The sequence below is a fragment of the Nitrospirota bacterium genome (assembly GCA_015233895.1).
In the GTDB taxonomy this organism is placed as follows: Bacteria; Nitrospirota; Thermodesulfovibrionia; order Thermodesulfovibrionales; family Magnetobacteriaceae; genus Magnetomonas.
The window spans coordinates 1-22172 of sequence record JADFXG010000003.1; the positions used below are offsets into that span (position 1 = coordinate 1).

Annotated in this window: 17 protein-coding genes and 1 pseudogene; 11 read left to right on the top strand and 7 right to left on the bottom strand. The window is 41.1% G+C overall.

Going from position 1 to position 22172, the window contains the following annotated elements; genetic code table 11:
• The 3 genes from HQK88_03700 to serS form a co-directional block, all read left to right on the top strand.
• A partial coding sequence (locus tag HQK88_03700; protein MBF0615907.1) for a transposase occupies positions 1-440 on the top strand: 440 nt, incomplete at its 5' end.
• Between the two features lie 137 nt (positions 441-577).
• A complete protein-coding gene (locus HQK88_03705; GenBank protein MBF0615908.1) occupies positions 578-943 on the top strand; it encodes a response regulator in 366 nt (121 codons plus the stop codon).
• Between the two features lie 166 nt (positions 944-1109).
• Positions 1110-2378 (top strand): serine--tRNA ligase, encoded by a 1269-nt coding sequence (gene serS, locus HQK88_03710; protein ID MBF0615909.1) that lies wholly within the window; start codon positions 1110-1112, stop codon positions 2376-2378.
• Positions 2379-2643: 265 nt separating this feature from the next.
• Here the strand turns inward: serS and HQK88_03715 are convergent, their stop codons facing one another.
• The 3 genes from HQK88_03715 to HQK88_03725 are packed head-to-tail and all read right to left on the bottom strand — an operon-like array spanning position 2644 to position 6789.
• Complete coding sequence (locus HQK88_03715; protein MBF0615910.1) at positions 2644-3129, bottom strand: hypothetical protein; 486 nt, start codon at positions 3127-3129, stop codon at positions 2644-2646.
• Positions 3095-6295 carry an AAA family ATPase gene (locus tag HQK88_03720; GenBank protein ID MBF0615911.1) on the bottom strand — a complete coding sequence of 1067 codons (3201 nt, stop codon included), beginning with the start codon at positions 6293-6295 and terminating at the stop codon, positions 3095-3097. Before HQK88_03720 ends, HQK88_03715 begins: the two co-directional genes overlap by 35 nt.
• Positions 6296-6297: 2 nt before the next feature.
• Positions 6298-6789 carry a hypothetical protein gene (locus HQK88_03725; protein ID MBF0615912.1) on the bottom strand — a complete coding sequence of 164 codons (492 nt, stop codon included), beginning with the start codon at positions 6787-6789 and terminating at the stop codon, positions 6298-6300.
• Between the two features lie 289 nt (positions 6790-7078).
• Here HQK88_03725 and hemC point away from each other — a divergent pair, with 289 nt between their 5' ends.
• From hemC to HQK88_03760, 7 genes are all read left to right on the top strand, one after another.
• A complete protein-coding gene (hemC, locus tag HQK88_03730) occupies positions 7079-8011 on the top strand; it encodes a hydroxymethylbilane synthase (protein MBF0615913.1) in 933 nt (310 codons plus the stop codon).
• On the top strand, positions 8008-9564 hold the full coding sequence (gene cobA / locus HQK88_03735) for a uroporphyrinogen-III C-methyltransferase (GenBank protein ID MBF0615914.1): 1557 nt from the start codon (positions 8008-8010) through the stop codon (positions 9562-9564). Before hemC ends, cobA begins: the two co-directional genes overlap by 4 nt.
• A gap of 128 nt (positions 9565-9692) precedes the next feature.
• On the top strand, positions 9693-10943 hold the full coding sequence (locus HQK88_03740) for a homocitrate synthase (GenBank protein ID MBF0615915.1): 1251 nt from the start codon (positions 9693-9695) through the stop codon (positions 10941-10943).
• A complete protein-coding gene (locus HQK88_03745) occupies positions 10940-12025 on the top strand; it encodes an isocitrate/isopropylmalate dehydrogenase family protein (GenBank protein ID MBF0615916.1) in 1086 nt (361 codons plus the stop codon). Before HQK88_03740 ends, HQK88_03745 begins: the two co-directional genes overlap by 4 nt.
• 39 nt (positions 12026-12064) lie before the next feature.
• Complete coding sequence (locus HQK88_03750) at positions 12065-12664, top strand: procyclic acidic repetitive family protein (protein ID MBF0615917.1); 600 nt, start codon at positions 12065-12067, stop codon at positions 12662-12664.
• A 28-nt stretch (positions 12665-12692) separates the two neighbouring features.
• On the top strand, positions 12693-13958 hold the full coding sequence (locus HQK88_03755; protein MBF0615918.1) for a mechanosensitive ion channel: 1266 nt from the start codon (positions 12693-12695) through the stop codon (positions 13956-13958).
• Positions 13959-14086: 128 nt separating this feature from the next.
• Positions 14087-17233 carry a metallophosphoesterase gene (locus tag HQK88_03760; GenBank protein ID MBF0615919.1) on the top strand — a complete coding sequence of 1049 codons (3147 nt, stop codon included), beginning with the start codon at positions 14087-14089 and terminating at the stop codon, positions 17231-17233.
• Positions 17234-17612: 379 nt separating this feature from the next.
• Here the strand turns inward: HQK88_03760 and HQK88_03765 are convergent, their stop codons facing one another.
• From HQK88_03765 to HQK88_03780, 4 genes are all read right to left on the bottom strand, one after another.
• Complete coding sequence (locus tag HQK88_03765) at positions 17613-18230, bottom strand: dephospho-CoA kinase (GenBank protein MBF0615920.1); 618 nt, start codon at positions 18228-18230, stop codon at positions 17613-17615.
• 15 nt (positions 18231-18245) lie between these two features.
• Complete coding sequence (locus HQK88_03770) at positions 18246-20492, bottom strand: vitamin B12-dependent ribonucleotide reductase (protein MBF0615921.1); 2247 nt, start codon at positions 20490-20492, stop codon at positions 18246-18248.
• A gap of 131 nt (positions 20493-20623) precedes the next feature.
• A complete protein-coding gene (locus HQK88_03775; protein ID MBF0615922.1) occupies positions 20624-20803 on the bottom strand; it encodes a Uma2 family endonuclease in 180 nt (59 codons plus the stop codon).
• Between the two features lie 102 nt (positions 20804-20905).
• The gene (locus HQK88_03780; GenBank protein ID MBF0615923.1) at positions 20906-21136 is read right to left on the bottom strand and encodes a Uma2 family endonuclease; all 231 of its coding nucleotides are present in this window, start codon (positions 21134-21136) and stop codon (positions 20906-20908) included.
• A gap of 494 nt (positions 21137-21630) precedes the next feature.
• Between HQK88_03780 and HQK88_03785 the strand changes: the two are divergent.
• Positions 21631-22130 (top strand): annotated as a pseudogene (locus tag HQK88_03785) (transposase).
• Positions 22131-22172: the final 42 nt, after the last annotated feature.

Here is a 22172-nt window from a genome sequence, read left to right on the forward strand (position 1 = left end):
CATGGGCTCCACCTGCCTTACGACCAAAAGCACCGCGTCAATATGTTTTTGCTGCAATCTGTCCGGCATTAGGGAAAATGACAGCCCTTATCCTGCCATACGCTAATACAGAAACAATGAATATCTTTCTTCGACATGTTTCTATAGATTTTCAAATTTATTTCATGATCATCGTTGTTGATCAGGCAGCATGGCATATGTCTAAAAATCTTGTTGTGCCTGAAAACATCCGACTTATACCTCAGCCCGCACATTCACCGGAGCTCAACCCCACAGAACATCTCTGGGAAGAGGTCAGAGAAAAGTATCTTCATAATACCGCTTTTCAATCCATTGACAGACTTGAAGACACACTTTGCACTGCTTTGAATGACATCTATAACGATCCGCATAGACTCACTTCTATGACAAACCTCCCTTATCTTAGAGTAACTCTATGAAGGCTACTCGGTATTAGGACATTTTCATTTTGGTTAAACACCGAATTTTAGTGCAATTGATAAACCCACATGGTTTTTGTTACTATATTTGACCTTATATTTGGTCTATATACTAAACACATTAGAGGGAGGCTGTTTTGTCAGGCAGGCGGGTGTTATTGGTAGATGACGATGAATTGGTAAGAGAGATGGTATCATTTTTTCTGACGGAAAGCGGCTTTGATGTCACTTCTGCTGCAAGCGGCAAAGACGCGCTTGACATTATAGATAAAGGGTCGTTTTTTGACATTATCGTCTCAGATATGAATATGCCTGTAATGAGCGGTTTAGAGCTTGCACAAGAGGTAAAAAACAGGGATTTGTACATACCGTTTATTTTTCTAAGCGGAACTCCCTGCGATTTAAGTGAAAGTAAACGCAAGGACCTTGCAGTTGCTGAGTGTCTGCTAAAGGACGCTACCCTTGACACCCAAATTGTTAACGCTCTGAAAAAGTATATTTAATGCTGATCTCTGTAAATAAAAAATATAAAGTTGCAGTCAGAAGCATAACAAGGCGGCAATGAGAAAGTGACGTAGGCGTACTTTCAGTACGTTGAGGAGCTTTTGACGATGCCAACGAAGTTAGGCGATTGAATGCAGCTTTATATAAGGAGTTATAAATAATAATATGCTTGACATAAGACACATTCGGGAAAATCCTGAAAAAATAATCCAATCGCTTAAAAAACGTAATTCCAATATAGATCTAAGCGAGCTTCTCAACCTTGAACAGCGCCGTAAGACGCTTCAGATGGAGGTTGAGGAGTTGAGAAACCAAAGAAACGTAGTCTCTGATGAGATAGGCAAACTCAAAAAGCAAAAGCAAAATGCCGACAGCCTTGTTAATAACATGAAAGAAGTGTCAGAGCACATAAAGCGCCTCGATGAGGACATAAGCGGCATTGAAACAAAAATCTCAGAAACTATGCTTCTTATCCCTAACATTCCACACGATAGTGTTCCCGTGGGAAAAGACGAGACCGAGAATATGGAGATAAAAAAGTGGGGAGAGCCGCAGAAATTTGATTTTGAACCCCTTAACCACTGGGATATAGGCACAGCGCTTAACATAATAGACTTTGAACGGGCGGCTAAAATTGCAGGCGCACGGTTTGCCCTCATGAAAGGGTTGGGGGCAAAGCTTGAGCGGTCGCTTATGAATTTCATGTTAAACCATAACGTAAAGCGGGGCTACACAGAGATTTTCCCCCCTATTTTGGTAAACCGGGTAAGCATGACGGCAACCGGACAGTTACCCAAATTTGCAGAGGAGCTGTTTCGCACGGCTGAGCCGGAGTTCTATCTGATCCCAACAGCCGAGGTTCCCGTAACAAACATCCACAGGGATGAGATACTTAAAGACGAGGAGCTTCCGATTCGCTACACAGCCTATACACCGTGTTTCAGGGCGGAGGCCGGCTCTCACGGCAAAGACACGCGGGGGCTCATAAGACAGCATCAGTTTAACAAGGTGGAACTTGTTATGTTTACCAAACCGGAGGATTCTTACCGCTATCACGAGGAGCTGACAGAGGTTGCAGAAAGCATTCTGGAGACTTTAAAACTTCCTTACCGAAGAGTGCTCCTATGTACCGGAGATATGGGATTTTCATCGGCTAAGACCTATGACCTTGAGGTGTGGCTTCCCGGCCAGAACCGTTACAGGGAGATTTCATCATGTTCTAATTTTGAAGATTTTCAGGCAAGACGCGCCGCCATACGGTTTAAAAGACCGGACAAAAAGGGGACAGAGTTGGTGCACACGTTAAACGGCTCAGGACTTGCTATCGGGCGCACTCTTTGCGCTATACTGGAAAATTACCAGCAAAAGGACGGCTCTGTCGTTATCCCCGAAGCTTTGTGCCACTACATGGGCACAGAGGTGATTACTGTTTAGCCATTTTCCTAAACATTGCTTTAATCATAGAGGAATATTTTGAAGTTTCCTCCTGATCTTTTTTTAATTGTGTTTCTGCTTGTTTTTTATGCAGAGTATTCGGGGACCCTTTTGCTAAATTATATATTAGAAGTATTCTTTCGTAATGTTCACGTCTTTCTTCAACAAGCGCTTCGTTTTTGTTTAAACCATATACTTCGATTGATTCTTTACCCTTTTTACTATTATTTAGATGATAAGCTACATTTTTTCTAAATGAAATATGCTACTCAGGGTCATCGGCAGCCGGATTAATCAGTAAAGGCTTCTCGTCTTCTATTTTGTCGTCATGTGTTAGTGCTCTGTTGTTGGGGTTTTCAAGAGGGAAACGATTTGCCTTACTTTGATTGCATTTTTCACAAGAAAAAAAGAGATTTGACCAATCGTAAGCAAGCCAATAATAACCGGGCCTTCTAAGCACTGAATCTATGTCTTGTTTGAAGCCGCCCTTTGGTCTGAAATGTTCCACATGACCATGACTTATATGAGTTACGTCCGATTCGCAAAAACAACACTTACCATGTTGTGCCTCGATTAAAGTTTTTTTTACTTCTTCATCACCATAAAGTTCTCTTTGAAACTTAAAAGTTTGAACCCCACTAATATAATACTCTTTATTTTCATTAAACTCGTTGCATAACTCCTGAGTTTTTTCTACTCCTTTAGTCGCAAGGATTTTAGGAGGCGTTTGTTGTTTTTTTATCCTGATCATTTTTTTTTATATAGTCTGCGGCTTTTCGTATTATATCCATCGCTTCTATATCGCGGGGTGTTTCACCTACCGGCAAATAGCCAAGTTCTTCTTCGATTGCTTCCAGTCGTTTTTCATCGTCATCGGACAGTTCTGATTTTGAAAGTATTGCCTTACGTTTATTGAGAAGCTCCTCCTTGCTTTTAGGCCAAGCTGATTTAAGACCAAATATATCGCTTGTAAGTATTTGATCTACACGCCAACTGCTTATGTGTTTGAGGCTGCTGTCAAGAACTACGTGATCACCTTCTTTTCTTAATAAAACAATGTTAGCCTCATTATTACCCTGAACTATTAGCGGACTATGGGAGGTCACTATAAATTGGGTTTTGGTAAATCTGCTGTTTAAGAAGTTTATTAATTCTCTTTGCCATGCAGGATGTAAGTGCAGGTCTATTTCATCTACCAGTACAACAGCAGGCTCAGACAGCGGGTCGTTACTGTCTGGATAAAGGTCGAAAAGGCGGCGTGTAAGGTCAACCATCCAAGCAGCCATAGTTTTGTAGCCTAAACTTAAATCCTTAAGAAATACCTCGCCGTAGGGAGTGTGAAACTTAACCTCGTTTCTATCAGGTGCTGTTTTATCTGGATTAATCTCGATATTGTTAACGTCCGGTAGTACATTTATTAATATCTCTTTTACTTTATCTCTTTTAGCGATTGCCGCCTTCTGTACGTCCGATTCCTTAATTGCTGCATAGTCGGCTAGCAAAAGCCATTCTTCAGGGTTCTTCAAATCTGTATTGTCAACTAAAATCTTATCACTTGCATTTTTATCAGGTTCTTCATGAAATTCTGTCGGAGAAAAGCGCCTGCCAGCTCCGTAGGCAAAACAATTCATCTTTATATTCACACCCTTAGAAAAATCTCCAGTAACCTTATAGGAAACGTTTTTAGGGAGATCTTGATTAGATTTTCTGGAATTTATATCAGATGCCGCCTGTGACAAAAACCAAAGTAGTGAAGTTTTTCCTGTGCCATTTTCTCCAAGAATAATGGTCCACTTTACAAAATCATTCTCATTGGCGCTTAAGTCCAGCTTCTGTTTTTCTTTAAAGCATCGTATATTTTTAAAGGTAAGGGATTTAAAATATACATGATTCCCTTTGCCTTGCTTTGCATTTTCCAGTGCCTCAAGTGTCAATGCTAAATTGTCACGTGTATTTTTAACAGATGGATGGCTTTCATCAAAAAACATTGAATATATATTTAAAGCCTTCTCGTAATACTCTTTAGCTTTCTCATATTCACCAAGGTCGTCCAAAATAAATCCATAATCATTAAGCAAAACAGCCACATTGCTATCTTTTGACTCTATAGCTTTTTCAATAACCGCATCGTCTATTTTTTCTGCTATTTCCTTTTGCATGGACGCTGTCTCTCTGTAGATTAACAAGTCTTTCATGTGATTTCCTAATGAAACTGCATGCTTACAAGCGCCGAAAATATTATCTGTTTTTGTGGCGTGGTATAACGCCTCCTCCAAATACTTTGGGTCTGGTTTTGTATCGTTTTCCTTGCTCTTTTCAACTTCACCATCATACCAGTTATAAGCAAGATCGTGAATTTTAAGCTTTTCGGCATCATCGAGTTTATCCCACATCATGTCTCGTAATACAGGGGTTACCCAATAGTAAGAATCATTTTGTCCTATCTGCTCCTTTTCCATAAATGTCATGGTTACAGCTTTTTCCAGCAGAGTTTTATCACCATACGTAGTAAAAGCATTTTCACCAACCGGTGTTCTAAAGACGGCGGATTTGTTTATAAAAGTTTTAAACTCCTCTCCCTCAGTTTCGGTTATTAAATCTAAAAGATAGTCTCTGACGAAATCCTCGTTTCTGTCTTTCAATTTTGTTTCAAGCTCTGCGACGTCATATTTGCGTTCGTCCTTTGCAATTATATCCAGCCACTCAAGAAGCAGGGGATTGCCGTGGCCATATTCGATGTATAATTTTTTGTTCTTACTTTTAGCAATGTTTTCAAGACTGTCGGTTTTTTTCTTTAAATCTGCTCCGGTAAAGGATATTAGCGGCATATCGTATAGCTTTTCATTTAGGCGTTTTCCTTCAAATTCAAGTTTGAAGTTATACCGGCTTGTGATTATAATGTTTGTAACATGCTCCGCCCAGTCCACAGAGTAAAACAGCGGCCTCATAGCGTCAAGGGCGTCAGGCGTTATACGGAATTCGCCATTAACCGAGCGTAGCACTGGCTCAAAATCGTCAAACAAAAATATTACGGGAATTTCATTAAATACATCTTTCATTAACTCTTTTATTTGCTCATTATAACCCATATCCGATTTTAGGATATTTAAGCCTTTTTCATTTTTTTTTCTTTCTACCAAATCCCTAATCTTTGTAAGTATATCAACTTTACTAAACTCACCATGAAGCACGATTAATTCCCTGTCTTTAAACCGCTCTACGAGTTTACCGGAGAGAGTGCTTTTCCCGACTCCTGCCACACCCCGGATAAGCAACCCAAACTTATTGTGTTCTTTTCCCTTTAGAATGTTAATTCCATGCTGTAAGTATCGCCGCCTGCCAACAAATCCGGTTTCAAGCACTTTAACCTGCGAATCCCCCAAAAACTTATAAAGCAGCTTTCGCCGTGGCAAATATTTTAACTTCTGTCCGGGGGTTACTATCGGCACAAGCGGGCTTTCATCAGTAAATGCCCTCAGGATATGCCACGAATGGTAACTGTCTTTATATAGTTGCCGTGTCTTTATAATGCTTTCGGCGATACCCTTGCCCTCTGCGATGGTTTTATAAAGCTCCGCTCCCATTCGAGTTGCGCTAAAATCATAAACCGACAGCCCCCAGCCAAGCACTATGGGAATTCCAGCCTGCACCATCTTGTATGCAAAAGACTGACCTGAGCCATCCCCCTTTCCTGTCAAACACCCGGAGAGAAATAGCATTTTGGGCTTAAAACTTTCCAGCTTTTCCCATAACCTTTCATGTGTCACCATATCGGGATTGCCTGTTTCATCTTCCATACAAAACACAGGGTTTTTGTCTTTATCAATAGTGGCATGACCGCTCATATGGACTATGTCGCTGCCATTAATTTCGAACAGAGTATCATACAAGCCGTCTATAGAGCCGGAATCCTCCACTGTTATATCAACAGGTATGTGCGCCCCATTTTTTCAAGAATTAGCTCCTCCTCCTTGTCGTACTCAAGCACAGGCTTTACACCCTGAGGAGATGAGGCCATAAATAGAAGTTTCAGAGGGCTGTTGTTGGGTTTTCGTCTTTTGTCTTTTCCACGCAACGCTGCCAGCCTGAAAATATTGATTTTGTGGGTAAGAAGCAGAAACCCTCCGTTATTAATTAATTCAAACGGCAAATCACTAATCTCCGGTGGAAGTTTCAAGTATATATTCAGAATCTCGTCGTTATCTGAAGCCTCGGTAATTTTTGAGGCTAATGTTCCGCCTGTACCGTTAAGAATATCAAAGAGTATTTTCCCGAGCTTTGCTCCCTCTATGTCATTATCAGCCCAATGATTTAACTTTGAAGAGTTAAGAGCATCTTGAATGCTCTTTTCGTCAACACTATGAGACGGGTAGTAATTAAACAGAATATCTCTTTTGTTTTTTGAAGACACAGAGGTTATTTCTACAGTAATATTCACCACTTATAGTAGCATAAAAGGAATATTCAGAACAAATGCTCTTTTAATCGTTGTTATGTCTCTTTATTAGTGCAGCCCCTCTGTTTTGAACAATTTCACTTTAATAAGAAACGGTTATTTCTACTTTACATTGACAGCCGTGTATTTTAACCTTGACATCCTTTTGCGTCACTCGTTAGAATTAGATGACAAATAAAATGAAAAAAGCATTTTGATTAAATCATCCTACCCACTTCAAATGGAAAGGAATCTAATACAAGTTATGGAAAAAATAAAACTTATAATAGGCACTCGCGGCAGTAAGCTGGCTCTTTGGCAGGCCAACTGGGTTAAATCTGAAATTGAGAGGGTCCAACCAGGCGTTAAAATAGAGCTTAAGACAATAAAAACAACCGGAGATAAAATCCTTGACGTGCCGCTTTCAAAAGTTGGCGGAAAAGGGCTTTTTGTCAAAGAGATAGAGGAGGCGCTCCTTGGCAATGAGTGTGACCTTGCCGTTCACAGTATGAAAGATGTACCGGTGGATTTCCCTGAAGGACTCCATCTGGCAGCAATTTTAAAGCGTGAAGCACCTGAGGATGCGCTCATAAGCAGGAGCGGCCTGAAATTTATGGAGCTGCCACATGGCGCAAAAATAGGCACAAGCAGTTTAAGGCGTGCTTGCCAGCTTTTGAATCTCAGACCGGATATAGAAATACACCAATTACGAGGCAACCTTGATACCCGTGTCAGAAAACTTGATGAGGGGCAGTTTGATGCTATAATAGTAGCCTGTGCTGGCCTAAACAGACTTGGTCTCTCTGCGCGTATAACCGAAAAACTTGCTCCTTCTGTGTGTCTGCCAGCAATAGGGCAGGGGGCAGTGGGAATAGAGTGCCGCACAAATGACAGTGTTGTAAATCCAATTGCCGATTTGTTAAACCACAAAGAGACTGAGCTTTGCGTGTCAGCAGAGAGAGCGCTTTTAAGAAAACTTCAGGGGGGTTGTCAGGTTCCTATAGCGGCTCATGCAACACTGTATGAAAACGAACTACTGAGGCTTTACGCTCTTGTAGGCAGTGTCACCGGAGACAGAATAATACGCGGAGTCAGAGAAGGCCGTACAGTGGATGCTGAGGCAATTGGAGTATCCCTTGCTAATGAACTCCTAAAAAAGGGCGCAAAGGAAATATTAGATGAGGTATATGAAAAATGATACGGTGTAGCAAAAAACCGCCTGGGGTCGCTGACCCCAAAGGTAAGGTATATTTAACCGGAGCCGGCCCGGGAGACATCGGGCTACTGACAGTGAAGGCATTAAAATGCCTTAAAAATGCAGATGTTATTGTGTATGATTTCCACATAAACGCTCAAATTCTTAACTATGCCAAAGAGGGTGCCGAGCTTGTATATGCCGGAAAGCGCGGCGGACATCACGATATGAATCAGGATGCCATAAATGCAGCCCTTGTGCAACTTGCACTGGCAGGGAAATCGGTTTGCAGATTAAAGGGGGGAGACCCGTTTGTGTTTGGCAGGGGTGGTGAGGAGGCTGAGGTTTTGGCAAGCCACGGGATAGAGTTTGAGATAATCCCCGGTGTCTCCTCAGCTATCAGTGTTCCGGCCTACGCAGGTATTCCCATAACGCACAGGAAGCATTCGTCCTCGTTTGCCGTGATTACCGGAAATGAGGATGAAACAAGGACAGGGAGCAGAATTAACTGGCAGGCACTTGCCGGAGGGTTTGACACTCTGGTGTTTCTAATGGGAGTCAAGAATTTATCTTTTATAACACAAAAACTTATAGAGCACGGTAAAAGCGCCGACACACCGGCAGCCGTAATCCGCTGGGGCACACGGCCTGAGCAGACAACGATAACCGGTGTTTTACAAAACATCGCATCACTATCGCAGGCTGAACATATAAGGCCTCCGGCCATCATGGTTGTAGGCACCACGGTACTTCTCAGAGATACTCTCAATTGGTTTGAAACACGGCCGCTATTTGGTGAAAGAATTTTAATCACCAGACCCTATAGCGCTGAGTATGAACCGCTTGAGTCGCTGGGAGCCGAAATCTTTGAGTTTCCAACAATTAAAATTGTGCTGCCTGAAAGCTTTGATGAACTTGACGCAGCCATAGACAATGTCGAAAGTTACGATTGGCTGATATTTACAAGCTCAAGCGGAGTTGACTATTTTATTAAACGCTTACTGGAGAAAGCTCACGACATAAGAGACCTCAAAGGGATAGGAATTTGTGCGATAGGAATAAAAACGAAAGAGGCAGTTGAAAAATACGGGATGCGAGTGGATGAAATGCCGGATGAGTTTAACGCAGAGGGCTTAATTAAACTATTTGAAAGCAAAAACGGGATAAAGAGCAAACGGTTTTTACTGCCACGGGCTGAAAAGGCAAGAGAGACTTTTCCTGAGCGTGTAAGAGCGCTTGGAGGTTACATCGATACCCCTGTGACATACAGGGCAATAAATCAAATACCCCATATAAAGCGGCTTGAACGGTTCCTAAGAGAGCGTAGAATCACAACCGCCACCTTTACATCTGCAGCCACGTTTACAAACCTTCTTGACTCTGTAAGCGGTAGCCTCACAGAACTCCTTTCAGGTGTAACCATTGCCGTCATAGGTCCGGTAACTAAAAAAGCTATAGAAAAACACGGCCTAAAGGTTGACATCATGCCAGAGCGTGCCACCATTGCCGATATGGTCAGTGCTATTGTTGAAAATAAATTAACAACAGTCAAATAATACAAAGTAGCATTCTATCGCCTAATTTTGAATAAAACTAAGAAAAAAACTAAAAAAATCAGGCTTGATATTGTTTTTTATTAAATGTTACACTTAATTCCAAGAAAAAATAGCATTTGAGGGAAAAAATGGAAAGTAAAAAACCAAACAGCACTGTCCACATAATTGACGTAACCAACAGAGATGGTGTTCAGACTTCAAGGATACTGTTGCCAAAGCTCTCCAAGACCATGCTGAATCTGTATCTGGACGAGATGGGAATTTTTCAAAGTGAGGTAGGATTCCCTACACTTAAGCATGAAATTGGCTACATTAATGCCAATCTCAAATTGTTTAAAAAAGGAGTTATCAAACAGATTCATCTTGAGGGCTGGTGCAGGGCTGTCACTGAGGATATTGAGTTAACATTTAAGAACTGCCCTGAGATTAAGCACTTAAACATCTCAGCCTCTACTTCAGATATTTTAATACGAGGCAAGTTCATGGGCAAGAAAACCTTTAAAGACGTTGTAGATCAAATGGTAAAGGCCGTAAAAGTGGCTCGTGATCATGGGGTGGAAACCATCGGGGTAAACGCAGAGGATGCCTCACGGACTGAGTTGGACAAGATAGAGGAGTTTATCATTGCTGGCAAAGAGGCAGGAGCAGACCGCTTCAGGTACTGCGACACTTTAGGCGCTGAGGGGCCTATCTCAATCTATGAAAAGATAAAAGAACTATCCGAAAAAACAAAATTCCCGATAGAAATGCACTGTCATAACGATTTAGGCATGGCTGAGGCAATCTCAATAGCCGGAGCAAGAGGAGCCACGGTGTGCGGCATGGACACCTATATAAATACCACAGTTAACGGCTATGGCGAAAGGTCAGGCAATGCAGACCTTGTATCCATTTTACTTGCACTAAAGTATTCTAACCACTTCAGTGACAGGGTTTATCTTGAGGATACGGTTAACTTAAAGCATTCGTGGAGGATAGCTAAGTATGCCTCGTATGCCTTTGGCCTTCCTCTTCCCATAAACCAGCCCGGAGTTGGTGCTAACGTGTTTGCCCACGAGTCAGGGATTCACGCAGACGGCGCACTAAAAGACAGAAGAAACTATGAACTCTATGACCCCGAAGACGTTGGACGCGGGCACTCTGATTTACTGGGCACAGGCCGGGTCATAACAACCGGCGCCTATGGAGGAATAAAGGGATTTCGCCACGTTTACGATAACCTCGGCGTTTACTTCAGTAACGACGATGAGGCACGCGACATACTTGAGCTTGTCCAGTACGCAAACCTGCACACTCAAAAACCGCTGACCGATGATGAGTTAAAATTTATAGCCAGTAATCCCGATGAAGTGAGAGAGATTATGAGGGTGGATTTATGATACACAATGTGACATTAATTCCCGGAGACGGCACAGGGCCTGAGATAACCGAGGCTGTCGTCAGGGTTGTTGAAGCTACCGGAGTAAAGTTTAACTGGGATGTGCAAAATGCGGGGATTGATGTGTTTGAGGCCGAGGGCAGTCCTCTGCCAGTAAGAGTTATAGAGAGTATAAAGAAAAACAAGGTGGCAATAAAGGGCCCCGTAACCACTCCTGTAGGCGGAGGCTTTAGAAGCGTTAACGTTACTTTGCGGCAGGAGCTTGATCTTTATGCCTGCCTACGGCCATGTAAAGCTTATGAGGGGGCACGCACCAGGTTTCCTGAGGTTGATATAGTAATAGTTAGAGAAAACACCGAAGACCTCTACGCAGGAATTGAGTTTAAAAAAGACGATGAAAACACTCTGTCACTGATAGAGTTTATAAAGTCCAAAACTGGTAAAACAATAAGAAACGATTCAGGAATAAGTATAAAGCCGATTTCCGTTTTTGGTACGGAAAGGATAGTGCGATTTGCCTTTGACTACGCACGTGCCCATGGCAGGCGGAAAGTGACGTCGGTGCATAAGGCAAATATAATGAAGTTTTCCGATGGCCTGTTTCTTGAGGTATCAAAAAAAGTAGCCGAGTCATATCCTGACATTGAGTTTGAAGACAGAATCATAGACAATATGTGTATGCAGCTTGTACAGAAACCGGAGCAGTATGATGTGTTAGTGCTGCCAAATCTGTATGGGGATGTGGTGTCGGATTTAGCAGCGGGTCTGATAGGGGGGCTGGGGCTTGCGCCCGGGGCCAACATTGGAGCCGAGATGGCAGTGTTTGAAGCCACTCACGGAAGCGCCCCTAAGTATAAGGGGCTTAACAAGGTAAATCCCATCGCTATGATGTTATCAGCTATAATGATGTTAAACCACCTTGGGGAGAAAGATGCTGCAGTTGCACTTGACAACGCTATAGCTAAAATAATCAGAGAGGGTAAAGATGTAACTTATGACATGAAGCCAAAACCGGATGACACAACTGCCGTAGGAACCTCCGGTGTTGCCGATGCCATCTGTAAAATACTTAAAAATGGATAAAAACTGTGCAATCTTACAGGGGAGCACTCTAGAGGGAAAATGAAAAGAATAAGGTTTTTTGTTGTCTTAATGGCCTGTGTTTTGCTGTTATTTTTAGCTGCTGCATGTACACCAGTGTGTGTATCTACAAGAGTCTCGTGTTTTGGTTATCAAAAGCCGTTTGACCTTAAGGGTTCTGTCATTGTGCCTCTATGTGAGAACTTGTTTATGACCTGTCAGTTTTGTTACGATTACAATGAGTTAGCAAATATATGCAATAAGGAAATCAGGGGCTGCAGCGGACGTTGTATGGTTTTTGGAGCGTGGGCGTCTTGTTATTCAAAAGACGGAAGGATTTCCTGCTTGTCGAAGGAACCCTCTAAAAACACAAAATCTGAGTCTGAGAAAAAATCAGAACCTGCAGCCGGTACAAAACCAAATATTGATGCAGAAAAAAAACCTGAACCCGATAAAAAACCGGAGCCTGACGTAAAACCAGTGCCACCAGCCGATACTAAGCAAGAGCCGGAGAAAAAACCTGAGCCCGCACCTGATACTAAACCACAACCTGAGTCCGGTGCCAACCCTGAGGCGGCAACTGATGCCAAGCCTGAAGCGCCAAAAGACACAAACACTGAACCGCTAAAAAATCAGGAATAATATCATAAGTTTTTTATCTCAGGATACATTGCTCAGGTTCTTTAACACTCAGTTTCTGTGGTTAAAAGTAAATGTCTTAGTCCTTACCTCACTGATTGAGATTTTGTTGATAGCTGCTATAATAGTTTTTGTAAGTATTTTCAAAAAACCGGTAAATTCCTTTGTTAAAAAATCCATAGACAGGCTTAACATGGCTGAAAGCATTTATGCGCCTGTTATAAGAAATATATCAGACCATTTAAGCGGCATTATTACAGCTCTGCTGCTTCTTTTTGCCCGTCACATATCGGTGGAATTACACCATAAAACCAAAATTTTACAACTGGCTGCAAACATCTACATTGCATGGATAGCCATAAGCATTGTATCAAGAGCTATAAAGAAGAGGGAACTTGCAAAGGCTGTAAAAATCGTGGTTTTGGTACTTACATGTCTTAATATTTTAGATTTGCTGACCCCTCTTATGGCACTGCTGGACAATATAGGTTTCATGTTTACAAACAAAAAAATCAGCATGTTGACCATTATAGAAGGTGTTGCACTAACCACAGTAGTATTTTATGTCGGCAATTTCATAGTAGATAGTATTTCAGTAAAAATCTCAAAAAAATCCAGCCTGAACCCGACACTTGAGGTGTTGTTTTTAAAACTGTCAAAAACTCTGGTTATTGTTATATCAGCAGCTGCCGGGCTTGAGATGGCAGGATTTAGCTTTCAAACACTTCATTACTTTAGTGGAGCTTTAGGCATTGGGATAGGTTTTGGCCTAAAAAATATCTTTTCCAATTATATAAGCGGGATAATACTGCTGATTGATAAATCCATAAAACCGGGAGATGTAATCGAGGTGGGAGATAAATTTGGATGGATAACAGATTTAAGGGCAAGATACGTTTCACTTTTGACAAGGGACGGCAAAGAGTACATAATCCCAAACGAGGAACTGATAAATCAGCGGGTGGTAAGCTGGACACACTCTGACAATCGCATAAGAGTTGTGCTGCCTGTGGGTATCTCGTATGACTCCGACGTAAGACTGGCAATGGATTTGACCGTAGAGGCGGCAAAGAGTGTACCGCGGGTATTGAAAAACCCTGAGCCTGTTTGCAGATTCATAGAATTTGCAGATAGTTCGTTAAACCTCTCTCTGAGAGTTTGGATAAGTGATCCGCAAAACGGAATCGCTAACGTAAAAAGTGATATTAATCTTGGGATACTGGACAGATTCAACTCAAACAATATAAAAATTCCTTACCCGCAAAGAGATATTCATATGAAACCACAAGCCTCTTAGAACGCGCGATAACACCAATTTTTAACTGCAAACTGATAAAATAAATCTGCTTATTACATTGATTGGATATATTGAGTTATAATAGACTTAATTCTTTATAAAATACACCTTGGGAGGGTAATAAGGCGATGGCAGGCACTGAGTTTAGCTGGTTACATTTGTCTGATTTACATTGGAATGAAAAAGTATCAAATGCTAAATGGTCAACGATTAAAAATGAATTATATAATGATTTAGATCGTATTCATAAAAAGGCTGGCCCATTTGATGTTGTTATTTTCTCCGGTGATTTAACCAAATTCGGCTCAAAAGAAGAATTCGACAAAGTTACTGAATTTTTAGAAGATCTGTTTAAAAAGTCATATTGTAAAGATGCTCACTTTCTGTGTGTTCCCGGCAATCATGATTTAGTCAGAGCTACAGATATAGATACCAATACTAACATTAACAATCTTGGATTATGGTTTACAAAAGATGCAATAAGAAAAAGATTTTTTGATGACACAAACTACGACCTCAGAAAATTTATTCACAATAGTTTTGAACACTATTTCACTTTTATTACATATAATACATTGCCATTTGCCAAAAATATCCAGCCCGGTCACTTACCCGGTGACTTTTCGGCTACTTTTGAAAAGTGTGATTATAAGTTTGGATTTATCGGTCTAAATTCCGCTTTCTTACATTTAACTGATGGGGCTAATGAAACCAATATCGCAGTAGATGTGGAACAGATTCATAAAGTTTGTAATAAAAATATTCCAGCATGGTGTGCCGCTAACCATGTAAATTTCCTAATCACTCATCATCCACCACATTGGTTAACCGGAGGAAGCGATGACAATGCAGTCCGTAAAGATTTTAAATCGCACATCGCTCCATCCGGTAGATTTCACGCTCATCTGTTCGGACATATGCATGATACTAACATTACGTTATCTTCAATGGGCGGAGGCCTGATCAAACGAGAACTTCAGGGAGTTGCTTTGTCTGAAATAGAAAAGTTACCTGATGGCTCAACAAAACGAATCCACGGCTATAGTGCCGGCAAAATTATTATTAATAAAACTGATGCCCAAATTTATTGGTGGCCGCGAAAACTAGCTGAGAAAAAAGATGGCAGTTATGGAATTGGACGTGACTGTGATTTTTATTTAGATGAAGACGGAGGGTATATTAAATCAGATGAATTTAAAATAAACATCAATGTAATCCCTAAAGCAAAAATCCTATACAAAGCTAATATTGTTACTTCTTACGATACACATCAGGTAACATATAGCACATTTTTAGGCCGTAACGAACTCATTAATAATGATTTAATACCATTATTGAAAGATCCCAAAAGGCGCCTAATAACCTTATGGGGCCCGCCTGGAGTAGGTAAGACAACTATCGCTCAAGTTCTACTGGAAAAGGCGGAGTCTTTGTCTTTATTTAAAGACGGAGTTTACTTCTGTTCGTTTCAGGACGTTGTAGCATTAGACAGTTTTATTGCAACACTGAACTCTACAGTAGCTAAATCTACAAATGCTAAAAAAGACACTCTGTTTGAATTTCTAAAAGAAAGAAATTGCCTTTTAATTTTAGACAATTTTGAGGACCCGCTTACAAGCAAAGATGAAGATAATGTAAAAGATTTTATTACAACGCTTTTGCCACATGCACCCAATGTGAAACTCGTAGTTACGACCAGAATAAGGCTTAATTTACCTAAAACAGAAGATGTCATACCTGTAGAAACTCTAAAGAGGGAGTATTCAGAGAAACTTCTTAACAAGTTAGTTGTCGCCCAAAAGATAGCCGTTGATTTGAAAAAAGGAGATTTACAAGCACTCCTTGACGAATTAGGGGATATTCCATTAGCAATAGAACTTGCCGTGCCTAACCTTGTTTCAGGGGTTGATGATTTGACAAACGAATTAAAAAATCTTAATCTTGGTATTTTAGGTGAGTGTGGATCAGATGAAACAAGTGTTGATAGAAATCAGAGCATCTGTAAAAGTATTTCTCTTTCTTATTCTAAAATAAAAAACGATACTGAAAGGCTTCTGTTTTTTGTCTGTTCTCTTTTTCCATCCGGACTTAAAAGGGCTGACGCAGATAAAATCATTCATGGGCTTGGATTGCAGACTATCAAATCACTTATAGACAAGTCTATAGTATCATATTCTGCTGAAAAGATATTCACCATGCTTGCTCCCATAAGAACTTATGCTTACGGAATGTTTAAGAAAATGGCTGAAATAGATGATGGCGTCAAAAATCGTTGGATTGATTTATGTATCGAGAAATCAAGGGAATATCATAATATCAAAAGTGGAACCGCCAAAAAAAAACCTAAAGACCTGATAAACGAGCTTCCCGATATGTTCAGAGTTTTGGAGTATCTGGTTTCTAAGTCAGAAAAAGATGCTCTTATTAAAATACTTGGTAATTTAACTGACTTTTCACACTTAGTTGGAATAACAAAAGATGTGATGTCTTTTTTAGATAAAACAAAAGAAATTGCAAAGAAAGCTGGTGATATTTTAGGGCAGGCTAAATGCATTTATTGGATGGGTTTTATTCATTTGTACGAATCAAGAAACAAGGAGGCGATGGAGTCTTATAATCAAGCATTGCCGCTTTACAAGCAGATTGGCGATATTTTAGGACAGGCTAGCTGCATATTTAGTATAGGCGACATTCATCTTTACGAATCAAGAAAAGGTGAGGCAATGGACTCTTATAATCAAGCGTTGTCGCTTTACAAACAAGTTGGCAGCATTTTAGGGCAGGCTAACTGCATATTTAGTATAGGCGACATTCATTTTAGTGAATCAAGAAATGATGAGGCGATGGAGTCTTATAACCAAGCATTGCAGATGTTCAAAAAATTCGATAATATTAATATTTTAGGACAGGCTACTTGCATATGGAGGATAGGCGATATTCATCGTTACGAATCAAGAAATGATGAGGCGATGAAGTCTTATAACCAAGCATTGCAGTTGTTCAAAGATGTTGGTACCATTTCAGGTGAGGCTCACTGCATTGCGGGTATAGGTTGTTGTTTTATAAATAATAACAAGACAGATGAAGGAATTAAAAAGGTATTTGAGGCGATCAAACTTTATGAAAAGGTAAGTGACAGACATTCAACAGGAGAAGCTTATAAAGACCTTGGCAATGAACTTGAGAAAATTAAAGGATATGAAGACAAAGCGCTTGAATATAGAAAGAAAGGTGAGGAGATATTAAATAGTATCGAGCGGGCGATAAAAGACTGAGACCGAGTTGCGCTCAAAAGAGGAGATTGCCACATCCCCTGCGGGGGTTCGCAATGACGGAGGGGGCTGTACATGAGCATCCCTATCTGTCATTACGAGGAGCGTAGCGACCAGGGGAATCACCTTGAGGTGTGAGTAATCTCCTCTTTAAATTATAGTTTAGGTTGCAACTCGGTATGAGGCGGGATAACATAAATCTTTTTATCTGCTCGTCTGTTGTGCGGGCGGAGCTCGCAATAAGACTTTTTAAGCGGCGGAACGCCGGTTAAAAAATTCTTTACCCATAAGTAAACCAACAAAACATCAGATAAAACCAACCAATCGCTAACCCAAAAACCGGGGGGTCACGGGGGAATCATTTCCCCGTGTGGGAGAGGGTTTAAGGGAGAGGGCAAAGCCCTTTCCCTACTACTTTTTCTTCTAACATTCCAGTAAGTTTTTCATATATAGCAGTCACCTGAGATTTGGTTTCCTCAGGATTACCGGAATTATCTATAACAAAGTCAGATAACGCAACTTTTCTGTCTTGCGGTATTTGTGCCGATAGTCTGCTCTTTATGTCCGTAGTACTAAATCCCCTGTTTTTAAGCCTCTCCTCAACTACCTCAATGTCGCTTATTACCGTTATTGTCTTATCAACATCTCTGGTAAAATTACCTTCAAAAAGAAGCGGTATTTCGGCAACTACCACCTTATCTGTATTTGACGAGGCCTTACGCTTTATCTCAGCTATCACTAAAGGATGAATTATCGTCTCAAGTTCCCGGCGCAATTGAGGATTATTAAACACGATGGCTGCGGTCTTTGGTTTATCAATGTTTCCGGCACTGTCAAAGACATCACCAAGAAGCTCCCTAACCCTGAGCTTTATGTCCGTTTCTGATAAAAGTCTGTGAACTATCTCATCGGAGCTTACTGTTATAGCCCCAAGCGCTTTAAACATCTCAAGAACAGTTGATTTGCCAGAGCCGAAATTCCCTGTCAACCCTACTAACACACTAGAGCCTGTACCTTACATACACTTAGTGTAGCCGCAGTCGTGACACACTGCACAGCCACTTTCGTGCTCAACCACTCCGCCACACTCTGGACATGCTCCCATAGACATGTTTACATTAGACTTTGGTTTTTCGGTAGAATTTTTGCTGTGGCTGCAGTAATTTTCCACTGCCTTAGCTATTGCATCTGCACAAGAGGATATTTTACCGCCGTTTGCCCATATAGGCTGATGACAGGATATCCCTTTAAGCTGAGTTATAAGCTCATCCGGAGCTATGTTACATCTAAGCGCCAAAGAAACAAGCCGTCCTATCGCCTCCGACTGGCTTGACGCACACCCTCCGGCTTTCCCGATGTGGTTAAACACTTCAAATGGCAAGCCGTTTTCGTCTTCATTTATCGTAACATAGAGATTTCCGCAGCCTGTCAGTATGGACTCGGTAGAGCCTTTAATCAGCTTAGGGCGCTTGCGCGGTGTCAGTTTCTGTTGAGCACTTACCTGAGCATCAACAGTTGTGGTACTGAGCGCTGCTGCCGTTGGTTCATGGTGGGATGAGGTAGTAAGCACCTGACCCTCGCGTGAGCCGTCTCTGTAAACCGTCACACCCTTACAGCCCAGTTTAAACGCCTGCATATACGCCCTTTTAACATCATCGGTTGTAGCTCCAGATGAAAAATTAACTGTTTTTGACACAGCATTATCCACAAACTTCTGAAATGCTCCCTGCATCTTTATGTGATACTCCGGGGTTATGTCATGCGCTGTGACAAACACTTTCCTGACGTCTGCCGGAATGTCGGACACCTCTGCAATTGATGGCCTTAGTGAAATATCCTCCATAAGGTCTAACGAATAAAACCCGCGCTCTTTTGATGTTTTTTCAAACCATGGATTAACCTCGTATAATCTGGTGCCGTCCATTACCGTTTTTACATAAGAGACGGCAAATATCGGCTCTATACCCGATGAACACCCGGCAATGATGGATAGCGTACCGGTTGGAGCTATCGTTGTAATGGTAGCGTTTCTTTGTTTTCTCTTTCCGTCATGAATACTCCCTTCAAAGTTAGGAAACACTCCCCTTTCCTCAGCAAGCGCTTCCGAGGCGTTTCGTCCCTCATCTCTTATGAATTTCATAACAGACTCTGCCGCCGTTAATGCCTCCTCGGAGTTATACGGAATCCCCAACTGTATAAGCATATCAGCCCAGCCCATCACTCCAAGCCCGATTTTTCTGTTTCCCTTTGTCATTTCCTCTATCTTTTTAAGAGGATACTTGTTTAAATCTATGACGTTATCAAGAAAATGAACAGCCTTGTGGGTGATTTCCCTGATGCGGTTGTAGTCAATTTCCATTGTGCCGGCGGATGATTTTTTAAGCATCTTTGAGAGATTTAGCGAGCCCAGGTTGCAGGACTCAAAGGGCAAAAGAGGCTGCTCGCCGCAAGGATTAGTGGATTCAATCAAACCCAGGTGCGGGGTTGGGTTTGACTCGTTTATCCTGTCAAGAAACACGATACCAGGCTCTCCGTTTTGCCATGCGTGCTTTACAATGAGATCAAACACAAAGCCTGCGCTTACTTTTTTAACCGCTTTGCCGCTTCTTGGATTAATAAGCTCGTACTCGCCATCTTCCGAGACGGAATTCATAAACTTTTCAGTAAGTCCTACAGATATATTAAAATTATTAAGCCTGTGGCTGTTTTCCTTACACGTTATAAATTCAATTATATCGGGGTGGTCAACCCTTAAGATAGCCATGTTGGCGCCCCTGCGGGTGCCGCCCTGTTTAACCGCCTCAGTTGCCGTATCAAACACGGTCATAAACGATATGGGTCCGGATGAGACCCCTTTGGTTGAACCGACAACATCTCCTGATGGCCTAAGACGAGAGAAACTAAATCCCGTGCCGCCCCCTGATTTATGAATTAAAGCAGCGTTTTTAACCGCTTCAAATATGCTCTCCATTGAGTCTTCAACCGGAATAACAAAGCATGCGCTTAACTGTCCCAGCCGCCTGCCTGCGTTCATTAACGTAGGAGAGTTTGGGAGAAAGGCCATATCGGCCATCATCTCGTAAAAATCCCTTTCCAACTGCTCCATGTCGGAAAAACTCTTCCCATAGTTTAAATCGTTTGAGGCTATCGCATGTGCAACACGAGTGAACATATCATGCGGAGTTTCAACAGGCTCACCGTTTTCACCCTTTTTTAAGTACCGCTTTTGAAGCACTTTTAGTGCATTTTGTGTCAGACTCATATCCGCTGTTGTTTCCAAAATTATAATCCCCCAATTTTATGCTACTTACTTACAATACAAACTAAGCAAGTTTGCTAATATTATATAGGAGAGGAGGACAGAATTTCAAGTGGTAAAAAACTTAAGGCGGGTTAGTCGAATATGTCAATGAGGTTAATTTGAAGTCCGTCTATGACTTTAGATGTTACTACGCCCTCAAATGCTGCAACACAATGGAGCCTGTACCTGTCACCCTCAATGGCTAATATTTGGATAGTTTGCAACTCCGGCATGACTATCCAGTATTCCGGCACCTTGTATTTTTCGTAGATAGCCTTCTTAACCTCGGTATCTTTTTCGTAACTGCCCTAAGATACTATTTCACACACCATATCCGGCACGCCTCTTACCCAATCCTTTTCAATATCGGCATGTTACTTTTTTATAAATAACAAGTCAGGCTGAAGTCTGTTTATTCCCTCCTCAAAGATTACGTCAAGGGGGGATAAATATAACTCTCCCAGGCCGTTTGTCTCAATGTAAGAAAAAATCTTACTTGCTATTCGTGATACAATTTTTTGGTGTCTTATAAATGGACTGGGGCCCATGATTTCCTCTCCGTTAATAATTTCCGTTAAATCTAAATCTCGTTCGATAGTTTGCATAAAAGTAGTGTATCAACAGAGAGATGGTTTTGTCAAAAATAAAAAAGTAGAATATATTTCCTCTTGTTTTTTTCATGTTAGTTGTGATTCATATATTTATTTTTCAAGTAAGACAAGTGAAATATAAGAATGCTACGTAAAAGTTTATGTATTGAACTAATACAACTAAGTTCTTTATTATCTTTTTGTCAAATCCGGCAAAGAAACGCTTTAATAAAATCATCCCAGCGGCAACAAAAAACGATAGTGTTTTGTCCTTTTATCGCATTATTATTGTCAGGTTGAATTGTACGAATAGATATAAAAAAAGGGAGGTTAAGATGAAATTTCTGCAAGGAAAATCTGTAGAAAAAGATTTAAAATCATATGATGCACAGGCTAAAAGCTTATTAGCGCAAACCCCAACCGATAAAAAACTATTGATGCTAAGCACAACTGTAGCAGTGACGTCAATTACTATGGTTCCCACTGCTGATGCTTCAACAGTATTGCCTGGAATTACGGATGGTCTCCCCGGATTAGACAAGGTATTTATTGAAGAGTTTCCAAAAGCAAACGTCCAGAGGTGTCAGATTCATGTGGCAAGAAATGTTTTAGCGAAGGTTCCTAATAAGCTGAGAAAGGATGTGGCGGATGATTTAAGGTCTATATTTTATGCATCGTCAAAGGATAAGGCGACAGATTTTTATAAGAGTTTTTATGAGAAATGGGAAAAAGAAATTCCATCAGCAGTAAAATCATTATCGCAGTCGGTAAATTGTTGTTTGACTTTCTTTAGTTTTCCCAAAGAGGACTGGATTTCATTAAGAACGACTAACATTATTGAACGTTTAAACAAAGAATTTAAAAGAAGAACAAAACCAATGGAGATTGTAGTGCCTGTTACAGATTGCTGGCTTTTATATCCTTAAAAATGGAATTGAGCTGGAGGGCAAACCCCAAAGGAAAGGTGCGGCCTAATTTGCCTTTTTATTTTTTCACACTAAACTCTTGACATTACCAGTCAACAAAACATCTAAATTTAGCCTAACTCCTT